General features: G+C 44.6%; 15 protein-coding genes. 13 read left to right on the top strand and 2 right to left on the bottom strand.

Going from position 1 to position 17286, the window contains the following annotated elements; all coding sequences use genetic code 11:
- The first annotated feature begins 193 nt into the window (after positions 1-193).
- From rsmG to AC5JP1_RS05000, 10 genes are all read left to right on the top strand, one after another.
- Positions 194-913 (top strand): 16S rRNA (guanine(527)-N(7))-methyltransferase RsmG, encoded by a 720-nt coding sequence (gene rsmG, locus AC5JP1_RS05045; RefSeq protein ID WP_493843389.1) that lies wholly within the window; start codon positions 194-196, stop codon positions 911-913.
- A gap of 246 nt (positions 914-1159) precedes the next feature.
- Positions 1160-1939, top strand: a complete 780-nt coding sequence (locus tag AC5JP1_RS05040) for a ParA family protein (protein ID WP_319050236.1) — start codon at positions 1160-1162, stop codon at positions 1937-1939.
- A gap of 147 nt (positions 1940-2086) precedes the next feature.
- Positions 2087-3232: a ParB/RepB/Spo0J family partition protein gene (locus AC5JP1_RS05035; RefSeq protein ID WP_493843388.1), complete on the top strand. Its 1146-nt coding sequence runs from the start codon at positions 2087-2089 to the stop codon at positions 3230-3232.
- Between the two features lie 100 nt (positions 3233-3332).
- Positions 3333-4058, top strand: coding sequence for a MotA/TolQ/ExbB proton channel family protein (locus AC5JP1_RS05030; protein WP_493843387.1), 726 nt, complete (start codon positions 3333-3335; stop codon positions 4056-4058).
- Between the two features lie 86 nt (positions 4059-4144).
- The gene (locus tag AC5JP1_RS05025; protein WP_493843386.1) at positions 4145-4576 is read left to right on the top strand and encodes an ExbD/TolR family protein; all 432 of its coding nucleotides are present in this window, start codon (positions 4145-4147) and stop codon (positions 4574-4576) included.
- A gap of 76 nt (positions 4577-4652) precedes the next feature.
- Positions 4653-6440, top strand: coding sequence for a lipid A export permease/ATP-binding protein MsbA (msbA, locus tag AC5JP1_RS05020; protein WP_493843385.1), 1788 nt, complete (start codon positions 4653-4655; stop codon positions 6438-6440).
- Between the two features lie 105 nt (positions 6441-6545).
- On the top strand, positions 6546-7676 hold the full coding sequence (gene lpxK, locus AC5JP1_RS05015) for a tetraacyldisaccharide 4'-kinase (protein WP_493843384.1): 1131 nt from the start codon (positions 6546-6548) through the stop codon (positions 7674-7676).
- A 48-nt stretch (positions 7677-7724) separates the two neighbouring features.
- A complete protein-coding gene (kdsB, locus tag AC5JP1_RS05010; protein ID WP_493843383.1) occupies positions 7725-8585 on the top strand; it encodes a 3-deoxy-manno-octulosonate cytidylyltransferase in 861 nt (286 codons plus the stop codon).
- A gap of 89 nt (positions 8586-8674) precedes the next feature.
- Complete coding sequence (locus AC5JP1_RS05005; RefSeq protein ID WP_493843382.1) at positions 8675-9805, top strand: DNA polymerase III subunit; 1131 nt, start codon at positions 8675-8677, stop codon at positions 9803-9805.
- A 111-nt stretch (positions 9806-9916) separates the two neighbouring features.
- Positions 9917-10264: a PilZ domain-containing protein gene (locus tag AC5JP1_RS05000; RefSeq protein WP_319050244.1), complete on the top strand. Its 348-nt coding sequence runs from the start codon at positions 9917-9919 to the stop codon at positions 10262-10264.
- An 89-nt stretch (positions 10265-10353) separates the two neighbouring features.
- Here the strand turns inward: AC5JP1_RS05000 and ppk2 are convergent, their stop codons facing one another.
- Positions 10354-11454: a polyphosphate kinase 2 gene (ppk2, locus tag AC5JP1_RS04995; RefSeq protein ID WP_443524235.1), complete on the bottom strand. Its 1101-nt coding sequence runs from the start codon at positions 11452-11454 to the stop codon at positions 10354-10356.
- Between the two features lie 179 nt (positions 11455-11633).
- Complete coding sequence (locus AC5JP1_RS04990) at positions 11634-13301, bottom strand: acetyl-CoA C-acetyltransferase (RefSeq protein WP_493843381.1); 1668 nt, start codon at positions 13299-13301, stop codon at positions 11634-11636.
- Between the two features lie 551 nt (positions 13302-13852).
- Here AC5JP1_RS04990 and AC5JP1_RS04985 point away from each other — a divergent pair.
- The 3 genes from AC5JP1_RS04985 to AC5JP1_RS04975 all read left to right on the top strand — a co-directional run bounded on the left by AC5JP1_RS04985 (position 13853) and on the right by AC5JP1_RS04975 (position 17129).
- Positions 13853-15253: a 3-oxoacyl-ACP reductase gene (locus AC5JP1_RS04985; RefSeq protein ID WP_443524233.1), complete on the top strand. Its 1401-nt coding sequence runs from the start codon at positions 13853-13855 to the stop codon at positions 15251-15253.
- A gap of 312 nt (positions 15254-15565) precedes the next feature.
- Positions 15566-16483 carry a MaoC family dehydratase gene (locus tag AC5JP1_RS04980; RefSeq protein ID WP_493843380.1) on the top strand — a complete coding sequence of 306 codons (918 nt, stop codon included), beginning with the start codon at positions 15566-15568 and terminating at the stop codon, positions 16481-16483.
- Between the two features lie 61 nt (positions 16484-16544).
- A complete protein-coding gene (locus AC5JP1_RS04975; protein WP_493843379.1) occupies positions 16545-17129 on the top strand; it encodes a protein tyrosine phosphatase family protein in 585 nt (194 codons plus the stop codon).
- The last annotated feature ends 157 nt before the right edge of the window (positions 17130-17286 follow it).

Here is a 17286-nt window from a genome sequence, read left to right as displayed (position 1 = left end):
GCAGATAACTTATATAGAATAATGAATAAAAAAACAATAAATGGCTCATGGCATGCTATTACAGCACAATAACGCCTCACAACAAGCGTAGATAGTATAAGATGTCCCACATTGGCGCAATCTGCAACTATTCAATGAGCGGGTCACATGATAAAATAGGCGGTTCACATGTCAAAACTGGATAACTCGTTGTATGTCAGCTTCCGCTAAAACCTCTTCATTGTCTGCTAACACGGGTAACATCCGTATTGATCCGACTGGCTTTGTCAAACTTGGGGCACAGCTGCCAACGCTTGCTAATATCTTAGCACAAGCAATAGCCGAGCTCGGTTTATCTCTAAGTGAGAAACAGCAGCGCACGTTATTATTGTACTTAGACCAGCTTTTGTTATGGAATAAAGCGTATAATCTGACCGCTATCACTGATCCAGAAGAAGCGTTGATCAAACATGTGATTGATTGTTTGTCTATTATCACGCATTTACCAGCGGGTTCATTGCTTGATATTGGCACAGGAGCAGGATTGCCTGCAGTGATTATTGCGATTTGTCAGCCTGAGCGTCAATGTACAGCACTTGATAGCAATCAGAAAAAAATTCGCTTTATAAAGCAAATCAGCAGCGAGCTTGGCTTGGGTAATATGCAGCCAATCGCTTCACGTATCGAAGCACACGAAGCCAGTTACGACGTAGTGACTTCTAGAGCATTTGCCAGTTTGATAGATTTTGTTGAGGTAGCGCAGCCAAGACTAGTAGAGGGTGGCTATCTTTGTGCCATGAAAGGCAAAGCACCGAGCGATGAAGAGCTGCAAGCGCTCGATAGTGAGTGGTACATCAAAACGATCAAGTTATCAGTACCACGTCTGCATGACAGCCGTCATTTGATTGAGATGTCTAATAAAACATCAAAATGACAAACACTTCTCAGTCATGAAACAGCTATCATTTTTTGTGAAACATAGTTTACGTTTGTACTCAAATGACATAGTATTTAAAAGCACTAAAACTACGTAAGCGGAAATTGAGCAGTTGATATCTAAAACGGCTGCGGATTAAGAGTGCTGGTGTAGTGCGAATTTACCAGTATGAGCGTTACCAACTGCATCAAATACAGTAAAAGAAAAATCAAGTAATAGATTTTAATAATATTGAGTGAGTGTATGGAAATCATAGCAATTGCGAATCAAAAGGGCGGTGTGGGCAAAACCACAACGGCGGTAAATTTGACCGCCAGTTTAGCTGCTAAGCGCAAGCATGTACTGCTGATTGACTTAGACCCACAGGGTAATGCAACCAGCGGGACTGGTGTTGATAAAAATGAGCTAACGCTTACCATAGCAGATGTTTTGCTTGATGGGGTATCACTGACTGAAACTATTGTCACTAGCCCTGCTGGATTCGATGTTATCGGTGCCAACCGCGATTTGGCAGGTATGGATATCACGTTAATGAGTAAGACTGATAGCCATGAATTGTTCAAAACTGCCATGGCAGATTTGGTTAATGATCAAGTCGCTAATAAAAAGCAGTCATATGATTATGTGATTATAGATTGTGCGCCTAGTTTGAATCTATTGACCATTAATGCTCTGGTCGCAACTGATAGCGTCATTATTCCGATGCAGTGTGAGTATTATGCATTAGAAGGGTTGGCTGATTTATCCCAAACGATTGAGCGTCTAACAGAGTTAAATCCTAAGCTATACATACGCGGAGTCGTGAGAACGCTGTTTGATGCACGTAATACGCTTGCTCGTGATGTGTCTGCTGAATTAGAAGCACACTTCGGCGATATCATGTACAAGACACATATTCCAAGAAATATTCGCCTAGCAGAAGCGCCTGCACATGGTTTGCCCGTCATTGCTTATGAGAGATGGTCAAAAGGCGCACGCGCGTACCAAAAGCTGGCTGCTGAAGTCATAAAGCAGAGCAGTTGATTTTTATATAAGCGTTGTTTATATAAGCGAGTGTCACTGGTAAAGACAGTAAGCAATCAGTTGGACAACAAAGCACTGAAAATTGTATCTAGTAAGCCGTAATAGTAATCAATAGGCTTTTATTTTAGCGTTAGAGGATAGGTAATCATGGCGAAGAAAAGAGGGTTGGCTGCCAATCGAGGCTTAGATGCCTTATTGGGATCAATCAAAAAAGAAAAGCAAATCACCGCCTCTGCCTTGCAAGACGATATGGCTGCACGTGACAACACGTCGCCAGCTGAAACACCGAATCCCAAAGTGCCTGCCGATACCAACGCGGCAGCTGCGACTGCTGATACTACTTCGATTAAAACCAGCAAAAAATCGACTGATACTGATAGCGACAACGGTACTCGCGCACCGCGTGGCCCTCGAGCTGCGAGTAAGTCCACTGCTGCTAAATCACGCAATAGCAGCACAGAGGCAAGTACGCAAGAAGATCAAATCAGCCTCGTACAAATCGATGTCACCCTTTTACAAGCGGGCAAATATCAGCCACGTCGTGATATGAGTGAAACGGCGCTTGCAGAGTTGGCGTCTTCTATTGAGCAGCATGGCGTGATGCAGCCTATTGTGATTCGTCCTTTGCTAGCCAATGAAGATAAAAGTGAAGATTTCGTTACTCACGAAATTATCGCCGGTGAACGTCGCTGGCGCGCGGCAAAAATGGCAGGAAAGTCGGTTATTCCAGCTATTGAACGTGCGCTATCTGACGAGCTCGCCATTGCACTCGCATTGATCGAAAACATCCAGCGTGAAGACTTATCCGTCATTGAGCAAGCAGCAGCATTGCAGCGCTTTCATACTGAGTTCGGTATGAGTCATGCCATGATTGCTGAAGTCGTTGGCAAGGCACGTACAACGGTATCGAATCTACTGCGGTTGAATCAATTACATGATACGGTAAAAGACCATTTGGCAACCAGCGCGCTAGATATGGGTCATGCCCGTACGCTATTGGCATTGTCTTCTGAGCAGCAGCCTATTATCGCGCAAAAAATCATCGATGGCGGCATGACGGTGCGAGAAGCGGAAAAACTGGTCAAATCTATCTTGCAGCCGGCTCCCAAAGCCAATCGTATCGAACAAGCGCAATCTCGTGACGCTGAGCGTCTCACTCAAAGACTGACGGATATGCTAGGCGCCGAAGTTAAACTCAAGCATAAAAAAGATGGACAGGGTAGCGTTGAGATATTCTTCCATAATCAAGATCAACTGGCCGCTTTGATTAAGCATATAGAAGCGCAGGCTTAGGACAACACGCGAATTAGTAGGACTGATTTATTAGTAGCAATTGTTTACGCATGAATCTGTCTACGTCATAACTGTTTTGAGAACATGGAAGAAAGTAAGTATGTGGGAGTTAGTAAAGGCAGGTGGCTGGCTAATGACACCTATCGTCGTCTGTTCTATATTAGCACTGGTTATCATCATTGAGCGTAGCCATACGCTACAATTTAACAAAATTGTGCCCACTAGACTACGAGAGCAGCTCATCACTCGCTTACGTGAAAATGGTGATATTGGTCGTACGCAGCTGATGAATGTCAAAGAAAAGACCGCGCTTGGTGATATTTTGGCAACAGGTCTGTTCTATCGTCAGTATGGCTTAGAGTCTATGACCATGCACATGCAAAACCGTGCCAGCGTACAAGTTCATCAATTAGAAAAAAATATCAATATGCTGGGTACGATTGGTGCTATTGCGCCATTGCTTGGGCTATTGGGTACAGTGCTGGGTATTATCTCTTCATTCTTAGCCATCACTGATGGTGCGATGCAAGATCCAACTATGCTTGCTGCTGGTGTGTCACAAGCACTAATCACGACGGCTGCTGGCATGATCGTGGCTATCCCAGCACTGGTGGCGTATCGATACTTTCAACGCCGTATCATTGATATCAATGCGCAGTTCGAGACGCAAGCAGGGCTTATGATTCAAGAGCTATATGACTACCAATTGCTCGAAAACACTCGCACGTCGGCATCTGCCAATAGTACAGTAGCTATGGATGAGCATGCTAGAAGTCAGTTAGATGCAGGCTTAGATACAGACAAGGTCAACATGGCGACACCATAACGGTCATAGTTTTGATTCTATATAATAGCGATGGTTTTCATACGAAAAGTATGCCCATGCGCACTAGATAATTTGAAGAGATTCATATGCGCTTTAGAAAACCGACGGTTGAGCCGCTTGAGATTAATCTCACACCGATGATCGACTGCTTATTATTTTTGATTGTCTTTTTGCTACTGGCTACCTCCTTTAACCACTTTAGTCGCTTGAACATTATCCTTCCTGAAGCAGAAGGTGTGGCACAGACAGAACCACAAAATAGCATTGAAGTGGCTGTGCAAGAAGACGGCAGTTACTTGGTCAATGGTATTACGCTCGCCAGTAGCAACGAAGCCGAACTGACCAGCATGTTGCAGCAAGAAGCAGGAAGCAATCGCGATATGCTCTTTGTGATTGCAGCGGATGCCAACGCTACCCATCAGTCTGTCGTACGAGTAATGGATGTCGCTGGCAAACTTGGCTTTTTGAACCTGAATATCAGCACCGTTGTCCCACTTGGTCAAACTTTGCCGCAATAACATTTGCCGCATCATTACTATAAACTGTGTATCAAGCACAGCCCATTCATGTTATGACACCTACATTGAGGCTTTTATGAGCCAAGCTTATACATCTGACTCTACAAAACCTTCTGCTAAAAAACCTTCAGCAGCACCTTCTAGTCCGCCCAAAAGTAAGACCTTATTGCGCCTACTGAGATATCTAAAGCCGTATTGGTGGGCCTTGCTCCTAACGGTTGTGGGTTTTGCTATCAATGCAGGAACCGAGATTTGGATTGCCAAGCTATTGCAATACATCACTGATGCCATCAATCAAAGTGACCGAAGCAAACAAGCTTTATTCCCTTTATTGATCATTGCCTTGTTTTTTGTACGCGGTGTGGGTAGCTTTTTGGGTAATTATTATTCGGCTTTGGTGTCACGTAATCTGGTCTATGAGCTGCGTGTAGAGGTATTTAATAAACTACTACGTCTACCAAGTTCATTCTATTTGGCCAACCCTGCTGGTACAATTTCATCAAAACTGATATTTGATGTAGAGCAAGTCACTGCTGCCAGTACCGACTCAATGAAGACTTTGCTACGTGATGGTTTGACGGTTGTGGCATTGATAGGCTTTTTGTTGTATAGCAACTGGCGCTTGACGCTCATTTTGTTTGTCGTATTACCACCTATTTTATGGCTTATCCGTATCGCTTCTAAGCGTTACCTTAAGCTGTCTAAAGGTATCCAAAAAACGATGGGTAGTGTCAGTCATATCACCAATGAAGTCATCGGTGGCTATCAGGTGGTAAAGAACTACGGTGGACAAGCGTACGAAGCCGAGCGTTTCGATAAGACTTCAAAAAAGAATTTACGCCAAGGCATGAAGGTGGTCGTCACAAACAGTATCAATACCCCAGCGGTACAGTTATTAATGGCGATAGCCATGTCAGTGGTGGTATGGCTTGCACTTAGACCTTCAGTCATCAGTAATATTTCAGCGGGTGAGTTTATCTCTTATATTGCGGCGGCTGGTCTGCTCAGTAAGCCTGTCCGATCACTGACCGATATCAATCAAAAGTTGCAAAAAGGTATTGCCGCTGGTGAGTCGATTTTTGCGTTACTTGATGAACCAGAAGAGGAAGACACAGGTACCATTAGTAAGGCGTTATCCGGTCAAATGTCTTTGGACAATGTCAGCTTGGTATATCCAGACTCAACGGTTGCTCTGCGCGACTTTACCTTAGATATAAAAGCAGGCGAGACAGTTGCACTAGTCGGAAGAAGCGGGGCGGGTAAATCATCCTTAGTGAATCTTCTAACACGTACTTTAGAGACGTCCTCAGGGCAGATTACTCTGGATAACATATCCATTGAAGATATAAAATTAGAAAGCTTGCGTGCACAAATCGCCATGGTAAATCAGCAAGTGGTGTTGTTCAACACGACAGTATTGAACAATATTGCTTATGGCGGCTTGGCTGATAAAACCCAAGCTGAGGTTGAGCAGGCCGCAAAAGCGGCGTTTGCCCATGACTTTATCATGAAGATGCCAAACGGCTACCAAAGTGAAATCGGTGCTGAAGGACTACAGCTGTCGGGTGGACAGCGTCAACGACTGTCTATTGCTCGTGCCCTGTTAAAAGATGCGCCGATTTTAATTTTGGATGAGGCCACTAGTGCGCTTGATAATGAGTCAGAATACTACATTCAACAAGCGCTCGATAATGTCATGAAAGACCGCACAACACTAGTAATCGCGCATCGTTTGACGACGATCGAGTCCGCTGATCGTATTGCTGTGATGGATGGCGGACAAATCGTTGAGCTAGGAACGCATGACGAGTTGATGCAGCTGCAGGGTCACTATGCGCAAATGTATGCTCGAGATTTTGAGTAGCATCACATATCTGTACTTTGATTTATGGTAAGTCTGGTAGTCTTTAAAACTGGAACGACCGTTAGCACCTATGCAATGCATCAATAGAATGAATGGCAATTATCAATGAGCATCGAGACGACAATCACCCGTGCATGGCAACGCCGCGCCCTTTGGCTTTGGCTATTGTTGCCTGTTAGCTGGCTTTATGGGTTGATTACCATGCTTCGCCGCAATGCTTATAAATCTGGGTTGCTATCGAGTTACCGTGCATCTGTACCCGTCATGGTCATTGGCAATATTACGGTAGGGGGTAGTGGTAAGACGCCGCTTATCATTGCTTTAGTTAGTTATTTGCAAAGACAAGGCATAAAGGTCGGGGTTATCAGCCGCGGTTATGGTGGTGATACCAGTCAAATGCCAGCCGTAGTAAGTGCTACCAGTTTGCCGAGCGTGGTAGGTGATGAGCCTTGTTTAATTGTTCATACGACAGGCGTTGCTATGGCAGTATGTCCCAACCGTCAGCAGGCGATTGCTGCTTTGCTGGATGCTCAGCCTGATCTACAATTGATCATCGCTGATGATGGTTTGCAGCATTATGCGCTCAAGCGCGATATAGAGTGGATTGTGGTAGATGCCGCGCGAGGGTTTGGCAATGAGCAGTTGCTCCCGACTGGGTTTTTGCGTGAGCCGATGTCACGACTGCAAGGGGCTGACGTCATCTATCACGAGAAGCCTGTCATAGATTCGGCTTATGATAATAAAAGTGGTGAGAAAGCGCGACGTGCTGAGCGCTTAACCATGCATTTGCAAGCGGATACATTGCAAAGGCTATGGAATCCACAGTCGGATACGCCTCAGGCCGATAACGCAATACCGGTTAGTAATAGTAGAGTACATGCAGTCAGTGGCATCGGCTATCCACAACGTTTTTTTAATACCTTAAAATCTCTTGGTTTTGATGTCGTAGGACACCCTTATCCTGATCATTATGACTTTAGTTTGGCTGAGTTATTGCAATATAGTGATTATCCAATCGTGGTGACCAGTAAAGATGCGGTAAAAATAAGCGCGTTATTGTCAGACTATAGAACGGATCAAGTGCTGAATGATGAGTACACAGAGCTCATCAGTAGATTATGGGTATTGCCTGTGACAGCGGTTTTATCCGATAACTGCTACGATAATCTCAATCAGCAATTAAAAGCTTTAGGTGTTAACGCTAATCAAGATGCTAGTATAAGCGTCTCATCATAGACACTGGTTAAGACACCAAACTGCACCATAATTTTATAGGAATCAACCATGTCGCTTGTCGCTCCCTCTACTAAAACCCATATCGTAATTCCTGCTCGCTTTAAGAGCACTCGGCTACCTGGTAAGCCATTGCTAAGCATTCATGGCAAGCCGATGATACTGTGGGTGGCTGAAAAAGCACAGGCAGCTACCTTTGCAGATGATATGTGTATCGCGACTGATGATGAGAGTATTGCAAAGGTTTGCACCGATGCAGGTTTCGATGTCGTTATGACCAGCAGCGAACATGCTTCGGGGACTGATCGCTTGGCAGAAGTGGCTGCTATCAAAGGCTGGGCTGACCATGACATCGTGGTCAATATGCAAGGGGATGAGCCACTTGTACCGCCATTGCTGCTCGAGCAGGTACAAGCGCTTTTGGTCGCGGATGAGGCTAGCGTCATGGCGACACTCTGTGAACCTATCGATGATTACGATACGTTTCAGCGACCATCTGTGGTAAAAGTCGTCAGTCAACAGGCGAACAATCTACAGCGCGCCCTTTATTTTAGTCGCGCGCCGATCCCTTGTGATCGCGACGTTGCTCTGGCAGATGACAATCAAAGTCAACCACCAAAAAATGCGTATCGCCATTTGGGTTTATACGCGTATCGCGTCAGTCTATTACAGCAGTTTGTACATTGGCCACAGACGCCGCTCGAGTTACTCGAAAGTCTAGAGCAGCTACGTGTGCTAGAAAACGGTGAGCATATTGCCATTGCCGAAGCTGCCTGCCAATTACCTGCTGGTGTGGATACACAGGAAGATCTAGAGCGTTTAAATGCGATGAGCTTAGCTGACTTTCAGAGTCCTGCTGCTCAAAACCTTGCTACCCAAAATGGCATTACTCAAAGCCCCATTGCGCAGTAATCTAACCACATATTTTTAGAGCAGTGGTCGCATGCTGCCTCTCAAGCCCAAGTACCCAAAAACGTGATAGAGCCAATAGAGCTATAACTATGAATGATATGACAGGGAATGTAGGTACACTGGAGGCGTCAGGCAGTATCTATTTTGCACCATTGTTGCCATGGCAGCAGACGCTGTGGACGCAATTGACGCAGCGAGTATTGATGCAGCAGTCATTGCCGCATGCACTACTTGCTGCTGGCATGCAGGGTATGGGTAAACGGGCCTTTGTGTGGCGATTGGCTGCTTGGTTATTGTGCCGCAAGCGTAGTACACATCCATCAGGAGCCTGCGGCGTATGTGAAAGCTGTCAATGGTTAAAGTCGGGCACTCACCCAAGCTTGCACGTCTTACCGCTAGTCAGTATGCCCGTCGAGGCAGACAATGAGCCTACAAAAGAAAAATCAAGCAATAAAAAAGACAAGAAAAATACCAAGAGCACAAGTAATAGCACTCTTAAAATTAAAGTTGATGACATTCGAGCGCTCCAGCCTTTTATATATCAAGGCGGACAGGGAATGCGTATTTGCGTGTTAGATCATGCTGAGCAAATGACCGTTGCTGCTGCCAATGCTTTACTTAAAACTTTAGAAGAGCCGCAAGCGCAGGTTCATTTGTTTTTGATTAGTGATACACCCGCTCAGCTACTTCCAACCATCAAGAGCCGAGTACAGCAGTTAGCGCTACAGACGATAGAGCCTGCCGTTGCCATCGACTATGTGACCCAAGTGCTAGGCCATACGATCAACCGTGAGGCAGTGGGTCAAACAGCCATCGAGCAGCTCATACAGCTGGCAAATGGTGCTCCGCTCGCTGCTATAGACTTAGCGCAGGCAACGTGGTACAGCAAGCGCGCGCTGTGGTTGACCACATGGCAGGCACTGCGTAGCGGCAAGCGTAGTAGTGTGGCAGCAAGTGATTATTGGCAAAGTCAGCTGAGTATTAAAGAATTTATTCAGTTGTCTGAGTTGATGCTTCTTGATATACGCCGTGTTTGTTTGGGACTTAGCGAACTACAAAAAGACATTAATCTCTCATCAGCATTGGCATCGTACCAACCCACTGGTAGCGGACTAGAAACCGTAGCTATGAGCTTGCAGCAGACCAAAGTTGCTCTACAACAAAATGTGCAAGAAAAATTTGCCTATGATAAGCTAATGCAAGAATTGGCATACTTGTAAGGCAGTGCTGTAGCGTCTTATAAGGGATTGCTAACTCACAATTGCTTTTATTTATATATGTACAATACGCTCATAAAATATATTTAACTCATTCGATAAAGGAAGCTGACTATGGCAATGCCAGGCCGCGGCGGGATCTTAACCTGCCACATTGAAAGTATCGAGACATTGTATGCCAGCTATTTATCCTTTGTGAGTAATGGCGCACTGTTTGTGCCCTCTGATCAGCCGCAGCAGTTAGGTAATGAAGTGTTTATTGCTATCACCTTACCAAACTCTAGCGAACGCTTACCGATGAACGGTAAGGTCGTTTGGATTAATTCTAAAACCCAAGGTGGTCGTCCGGCAGGTTTTGCAGTGCAAATTGGTAGTGATATTTCTGGACAGCGTATCAAAAACGAAGTTGAGCGCCTGCTGGCTGGTAAAATCGATAGCTTACAATCCACATATACGATGTAATGTTTTTAAAGGCGTATACGAAAAAGCAGCCTATTAACTAAAGGCTGCTTATAGCAATTAAAGTCTCTTTGATTGTATATAAATACAGGCTAGTAGCGGGGCGGTACATACATGTCATCAGGTATGGGTTCGCGGTAGTACTCATCGTCGCGCTTACGATCAGGCAGTTCGATCTCATCACGAGGGACTTCTTTATAAGGGATTTGTTCGAGCAGGTGAGCAATACAATTGAGCCTTGCGCGCTTTTTGCTATTGCCTTCAACCACCCACCATGGCGCTTCAGGGATATGAGTACGCTCAAACATGGTCTCTTTTGCTTTGGTATAGTCTTCCCAACGTCTACGTGACTCTAAGTCCATTGGCGAGAGCTTCCACTGTTTTAAGGGGTCATGGATACGGCTCATAAAGCGCGAATGTTGCTCATCATCGGTAATAGAAAACCAGTATTTTACCAAGCGTATGCCCGAACGGACCAACATACGCTCAAAATCTGGTACGGACTGAAAAAACTCCTCGTACTGCTCATCAGTACAAAACCCCATCACCCGCTCAACACCGCCGCGGTTGTACCAGCTGCGATCAAACAATACAATCTCGCCTGCTGCTGGTAGATGTGCAACGTAGCGCTGAAAATACCACTGCGTTTGCTCACGCTCAGTCGGCGCAGGCAATGCGGCAACCCTACAGACTCGGGGGTTCAACCGCTGGGTGATGCGCTTGATAGCCCCACCTTTACCTGCAGAATCACGCCCTTCAAATATCACAACGATACGTTCGCCATTCTCAACGACCCAGTCTTGTAATTTGATGAGTTCACGTTGTAAACGAACCAACTCTTGAAAATAAGTGCGGCGGTCGAGCTTCTCTTGGGTAGTTAACTGACATCCGTCAAAATAAAAGTTACGCATATAATCGTCTATTTCGTTCTCTAACTCTTCGTCATGGCTATCGATCAGGTCTTGGTGCATTTTTCGACGTAACTCATCATAGTCGACTTCTTTTTCGATGCGCTTTGACAAAGTGGTCTGCTCACGCTCGTATCGGCTCTTATTGGCATTGTCGTAGGTATGAGATGAGATAGGTTTAAATTCGGTCACCGTTGAGGGCTTTTTTTTATCATGTTGGACAGTTTGATGCTCATCAAAAATCACTTGCCTGAGCTTTTTTAACAAGTATTTCATCGTACTCATAAATATTACCTTTGTTTGATAAGCTTGCGTTTGTAAAAGGCTATCGTCATAGAGCAAATTTATGATAACAAAATAAAGGCAAATAAAATGCCCTCTAATTGAATTAGAGGGCATTTATTTTTTGACAGCGTCATCTGTATTAATGACGCTTAACTAGCAAACTATATTGGCGTTAAGTCTTATTTTTCTAAGATGCAAGTCACACCTTGACCACCAGCCGCACAGATAGAGATAAGCGCACGACCTGAACCTTTTTGATCCAGTAGTTTTGCGGCAGTCGCTAGGATACGAGCACCAGTTGCAGCAAATGGATGACCTGCTGCCAATGACGAGCCGTTTACGTTTAGCTTGCTACGATCGATAGATCCTAGAGGCGCATCAAGACCTAAGCGCTCTTCACAGAACTTCTCATCTTCCCAAGAGGCAAGGGTTGATAGCACTTGCGAGGCAAAGGCTTCATGAATCTCATAGAAATCAAAATCTTGCAAGGTTAGACCAGCACGCTCGAGCATACGCGGTACCGCGTATGCTGGTGCCATTAGTAGACCTTCTGTGGTACCAGATTTACCAATGAAATCTACCGCTGCGGTTTCTTGATGAGCGATATAAGCCAGTGGCTTTAGACCATGCTCTTTTGCCCATTCATCAGTACCTAGTAACACACAAGACGCACCATCAGTCAGTGGCGTAGAGTTAGCAGCAGTCATCGTTGGGTTAGCACTCTTTTTACCAAAGACTGGCTTTAGCTTGCCCAGTTTTTCTAGTGTGGTATCTGGACGCAAGTTATTGTCACGAGTCAGACCTTTGTATGGTGTGATTAAATCATCAAAGAAACCTTCGTCATAAGCACGCGCTAGGTTTTGATGGCTGTTAAATGCCAACTCATCCTGAGCTTCGCGGCTGATATTCCACTCAAGTGTGGTGATTGCTTGATGCTCGCCCATTGATAGACCTGTGCGTGGCTCACCGTTTTGTGGAGAGTCGATTAGATCTTTTGGATTTAGACCCATCAATGCTTTTAGACGTTGTTTGTTGTCTCTTGCTGCACCCAGCTTGATAAGTACCTTGCGCAAGCCATCACCAATAGCGATAGGCGCATCTGAGGTTGTGTCTACGCCGCCAGTGATGGCAGAGTCGATTAGACCCAAGGCGATTTTGTTGGCAGATGCAAACGTCGCTTGCAAGCCAGTACCACACGCTTGTGAGATATCATAAGTTGGTGTGTGCGGGTTTAGCGCTGTGTTTAGCGTCGCTTCACGAGTTAAGTTGATGTCACGGCTTAGCTTCATGACAGCGCCAGATACCACTTCGCCTAGTACCTCACCTTGTAGGTTGTAACGCTCAACCAAACCGTCTAGGGCAGCAGTCAGCATATCTGTATTGCTAACGTCAGCATATGAGCCGTTCGAACGTGCGAATGGGATACGGTTGCCACCTAGGATAGCGACACGGTTTTGGTTTGAGGCAGGCTTGGCTTTGCTCGTCTTTTTGGCAGTGGCCGCTGGCTTTTTAGCAGCAGGGGTTGCTGCCTTTTCGTCATCTGCTTTTTTTGCAGTATCTTTAGTAGCGGTTTCTTTAGTAGCTGTATCAGTAGCCGCATCTTTAGTGTCAGGCTTTTTAGGTGCTTCAGTTTTGGTGTCTTTTGCAGACACGTCTTTTTTTGAGCTATCTGTTTTTGTATTGTTGGTATCTTTTGTACTGCTAGTATCGACCGCTTTTTTTGCCACGTCTTTGACATCTGCAGTAGGCTCACTGCTTGCTGCTGTTTCTTGTGGTTTTGCATCATTTGCTTTAACGACAGTACTTTCGACAACTGGGCTATCAGGGTGGTTATTTTTGTTACTCATAATATTATCCTTAAAAAGTATGGGTAGAAGAAATGGAGGGTAAAGAATAGGTAATGTTATTTTAAGCAAGAAGCAAATATTATCATTTATTACATCGTATAGCTGTGTATGATAAGGCGTTTTTACTCGTTTAATGTATATCTTTAGCAAACGATGTGACGCTTATACAAGCGTTATCATCAGTCTTAGTAATAATGGGTAAGACGTTAATCGCCCAACCAACATTAGATATTAGCATTGCATAATGGTTCGTTTGATAATATATTGTTATCGATAATTAAACTTGCCATAACTTATAGGTCGGATTCTAGCATGATATGGTGGCGATTAAGGCGACAAAAAGTTGCTGGCTTGTATACTGAGTTGTTTACAGATTGTTGTAGACATTGTCTGTTTTTGGACTTGTTTACAAGGGCAGTGTATAGTTAGGCTGGTTTTAAAATGATTTACCAAATATCAATAATTACAATGTCGATGAGCCTATATAATAGGTGCATTACCTCTTGTGTTTACTATTCTTCTAACCATTTATTATTTATAGGGAATATATTATGTCAGACCGTTATGGTGATTTTGTTCAATCTTCTCTTGGCAAAAAAGTAGCAAAAAACTTAGGTTTGCCGATGCCAACCACGCTTGATCGTTTTGAGAGCGGTGAGCGTTTGGTTCGCGGTAGTGTGTTGGTTGGCCGTGCGAATGGGGACGACAAGAGCGTTGGCGAATCAGTTGCGCGTATTTTGTCAGATGTTCATGCTGAGGTTTATGTAAACAGCAGCGATGATATCAAAGACGCATTGGCTGATGCAGGTATTGAGGCAAAAGCAAACACAGGTGGCGATGATCAATTCAAGGTTTTACTTTTTGATGCCAGCAACATCAGCAACGCCGATCAACTAAAAGAAGTGTATGACTTTTTTCATACCGTTGCCCGCCGCGTAGAAAAATCAGGCCGAGTCATCATTGTGGGTCGTACGCCAGAGAGTATCACTGATATCGAAACGGCAATGGCACAGCGCGCACTCGAAGGTTTTGTAAAATCAGTCGGTAAGGAATTCAAGCGCGGCGTTACGGCGCAGCTTATTTATGTAGAAGCAGGTGCCGAGCAGAACCTAGATTCAACCTTGCGCTTTTTCACTTCAGCACGTTCAGCGTACGTTTCAGGACAAGTGGTACGTGTGAGCAAAGGCGAGTCGGTCGATGTCGATTGGAATCAACCTTTAGGTGGCAAAACCATGCTAGTGACTGGTGCCAGCCGCGGTATCGGTGAAGCAATTGCTCGTGTCTTGGCTCGCGAAGGCGCGCATGTGATCTGTTTAGATGTACCACAGCAGCAAGCAGACTTACAAAAAGTGGCAAGTGAAATCAGTGGCTCTGCATTGACGGTAGACATCACAAGTGATGATGCTGGTGCAGAAATTGCAGATGCGGCGCAAAAGCGTGGGGGTTTAGACTCAATCATTCATAATGCTGGCGTAACACGTGATAAGACGCTAGCTAGAATGGATGAGAAAAAGTGGGATATGGTTATCGATATTAACCTAGGCAGCATTGCTAAATTGAACCGCTATCTACTTGATAATGACGTACTAAAAGCAAACGCTCGTATCGTCTGTGTGTCATCAATCTCAGGTATCGCTGGTAACATGGGTCAGACTAACTACGCGACTTCTAAAGCGGGTGTGATCGGTTTGGTCAACGCAACTGCCAAGCAGCTAGAAGACAATGCTAAAGGCATGACCATCAATGCAGTGGCACCAGGATTCATCGAAACGCAAATGACTGAAGCCATTCCTTTTGCTATTCGTGAAGCGGGTCGCCGTATGAACTCAATGAGCCAAGGTGGTTTGCCAGTAGATGTGGCTGAGACTATTGCATGGTTTGCTTCACCGGCTTCTGGCGGTCTGAACGGCAACACTGTCCGTGTCTGTGGTCAAAGCTTACTTGGTGCATAATACGAATTTATTTGAGAGTATTTGTGGTAATGAATAGGCGGGAAGCTGCATAGCACTTCCTCTCAATTTTGATTGGTTTCACATATGCTTACGAATAATTGCTGATAAATTGTAATAAAGCTGCCCACGGGTGGCTTTTTTATGATAAAAACACAAGACCCATTAGCCAAACTATTTTTTGCTATTAGAGATACTCATAAGATTGATTGAATATGGCGCTTATTAAATGATTTAATAATAGGTTCTAATCAACGACTGCAGAATGTCTTTAGATACGTTAAAACTTGTTCAAGCCACATTTAGGATTTACTTATGTCAGACACACATTATGATGCGTTGCCAAAAGCGCACACTACCTACGCCAATATCGTCAAAAGTTTATTGCCTATTGGCAGCAGCGAAAAAATCAGCAAAGATCAATTACCACAAGCGACTTATTACGTCGATGACTTGCATATCGATCAAGATAATCTAAATGACTATCGTAAAATTTGCGGATTCGCTGATGATGGAAAAGTTCCAGCGACTTATTTTTCAGTATTGTCGCAAACGTTGCAGATGAACATGATGGTAAAAGAGCCATTCCCATTTGCTATGTTAGGTCTGGTGCATATCGACAACAGCGTCACACAGTATCGCCCTATCGGTGAGCGCGAAACGGTCGCAATGGCCGTCACATTTAGTAACTTGCGCGATCATGCCCAAGGTCAGCAGTTTGACTTTGTAACAACAGTCAAATCAGAAGACGAAGTTATTTGGGAAGGGACGTCAACTTATCTGTCACGCAGCAAAAAATCTAGCAGTAGTAAAGACAAGAAAAGCGCACCGCGTCCAGTTGCCGTCAAACCAGAAGTCGGTGAGAAAGATGTCCATAGTATTTTTGAAGTGCCAGAAGATATCGGTCGCCGTTATGCATTCGTTTCAGGTGACTTCAATTTGATTCACTTGCATCCGTTATCAGCTCGTGCCTTTGGTTTTCCAAAAGCGATTGCACATGGTATGTGGTCAAAAGCCAAGTGTCTTGCTTTAATGGATGAGCTACCTGACGCTTATACTATCGAGGTTTCATTCAAGCTGCCTATCTTTTTGCCAGCTGAAGTAGAGCTCATCGCTGAGCCAGTAGCACAGCTAGAAAACACAGGTGATACTTGTGAGTTTGGCCTATATAGCTCTAAAAACAGCAAGCCGCATTTGGCTGGTGTTATGACCTTAAATAGCGACAGCAAATAGCACATATTGTATAGCGTAGCTTTTATTTTAATAGCCATATTTAACGAATATATTTATCATTATGACGTCACAAAATACAAACCCACAAAGCAATGCGACAAGCACCAACCACGCTGATAGTTTAGCAGCTACTGACACAGTCGCTGCTAATGACAAATCAATCACTGAGGCTTTAGATACTGACTTAGATAGTGACAACGGTATCGACTTAGCTGCTGTCTTTGAGCCTTACTTCCGTCCGGATGACAAGACTATTGTGTGCGGGGCATTGGATGACGAAAAAGTCACTGTTTTGGCAAAATCTGGTGTAGAATTGGTCATCAATTTACAGCCAGATGATGAGCTTACTTTTGATGAAGCAGTAGCGGTTGAGCAGGCAGGAATGAGCTATGAGCATCTGCCTATCAATGGGGCTGCCGAGCTAAAGCAGCTCAAAATACTGGCATTCGATAACATACTTCGCCAGCATCATGGCAAAAAAATTGCCATGCATTGTGGATCCGGTAATAGAGTTGGTGCAGCGATTGCACTACGAGCAGGTTGGCTCCGTGGACGCAAAATGGATACTGCCATGGAACGCGGCCGTAGTCATGGTCTAACCAAGCTTGAACAAGAAGTTCATAATCGTTTGTTAGTGCCTCGCTAGACTAGATAATTAAGCTGGGTGAAATGACTCAATAAATACTAGCGTGACACATAGTCTTAGTAACACCCTAAAATATTATTATTGAATAATCAAAGGCGACCAGTAGGTGGCCTTTTTTATTGATTGCACATTCATTTATACTAGTTCAGACCTTATG

The sequence above is a fragment of the Psychrobacter sp. H29 genome, assembly GCF_059073055.1.
This window is presented reverse-complemented; position numbering and strand designations above follow the sequence as displayed.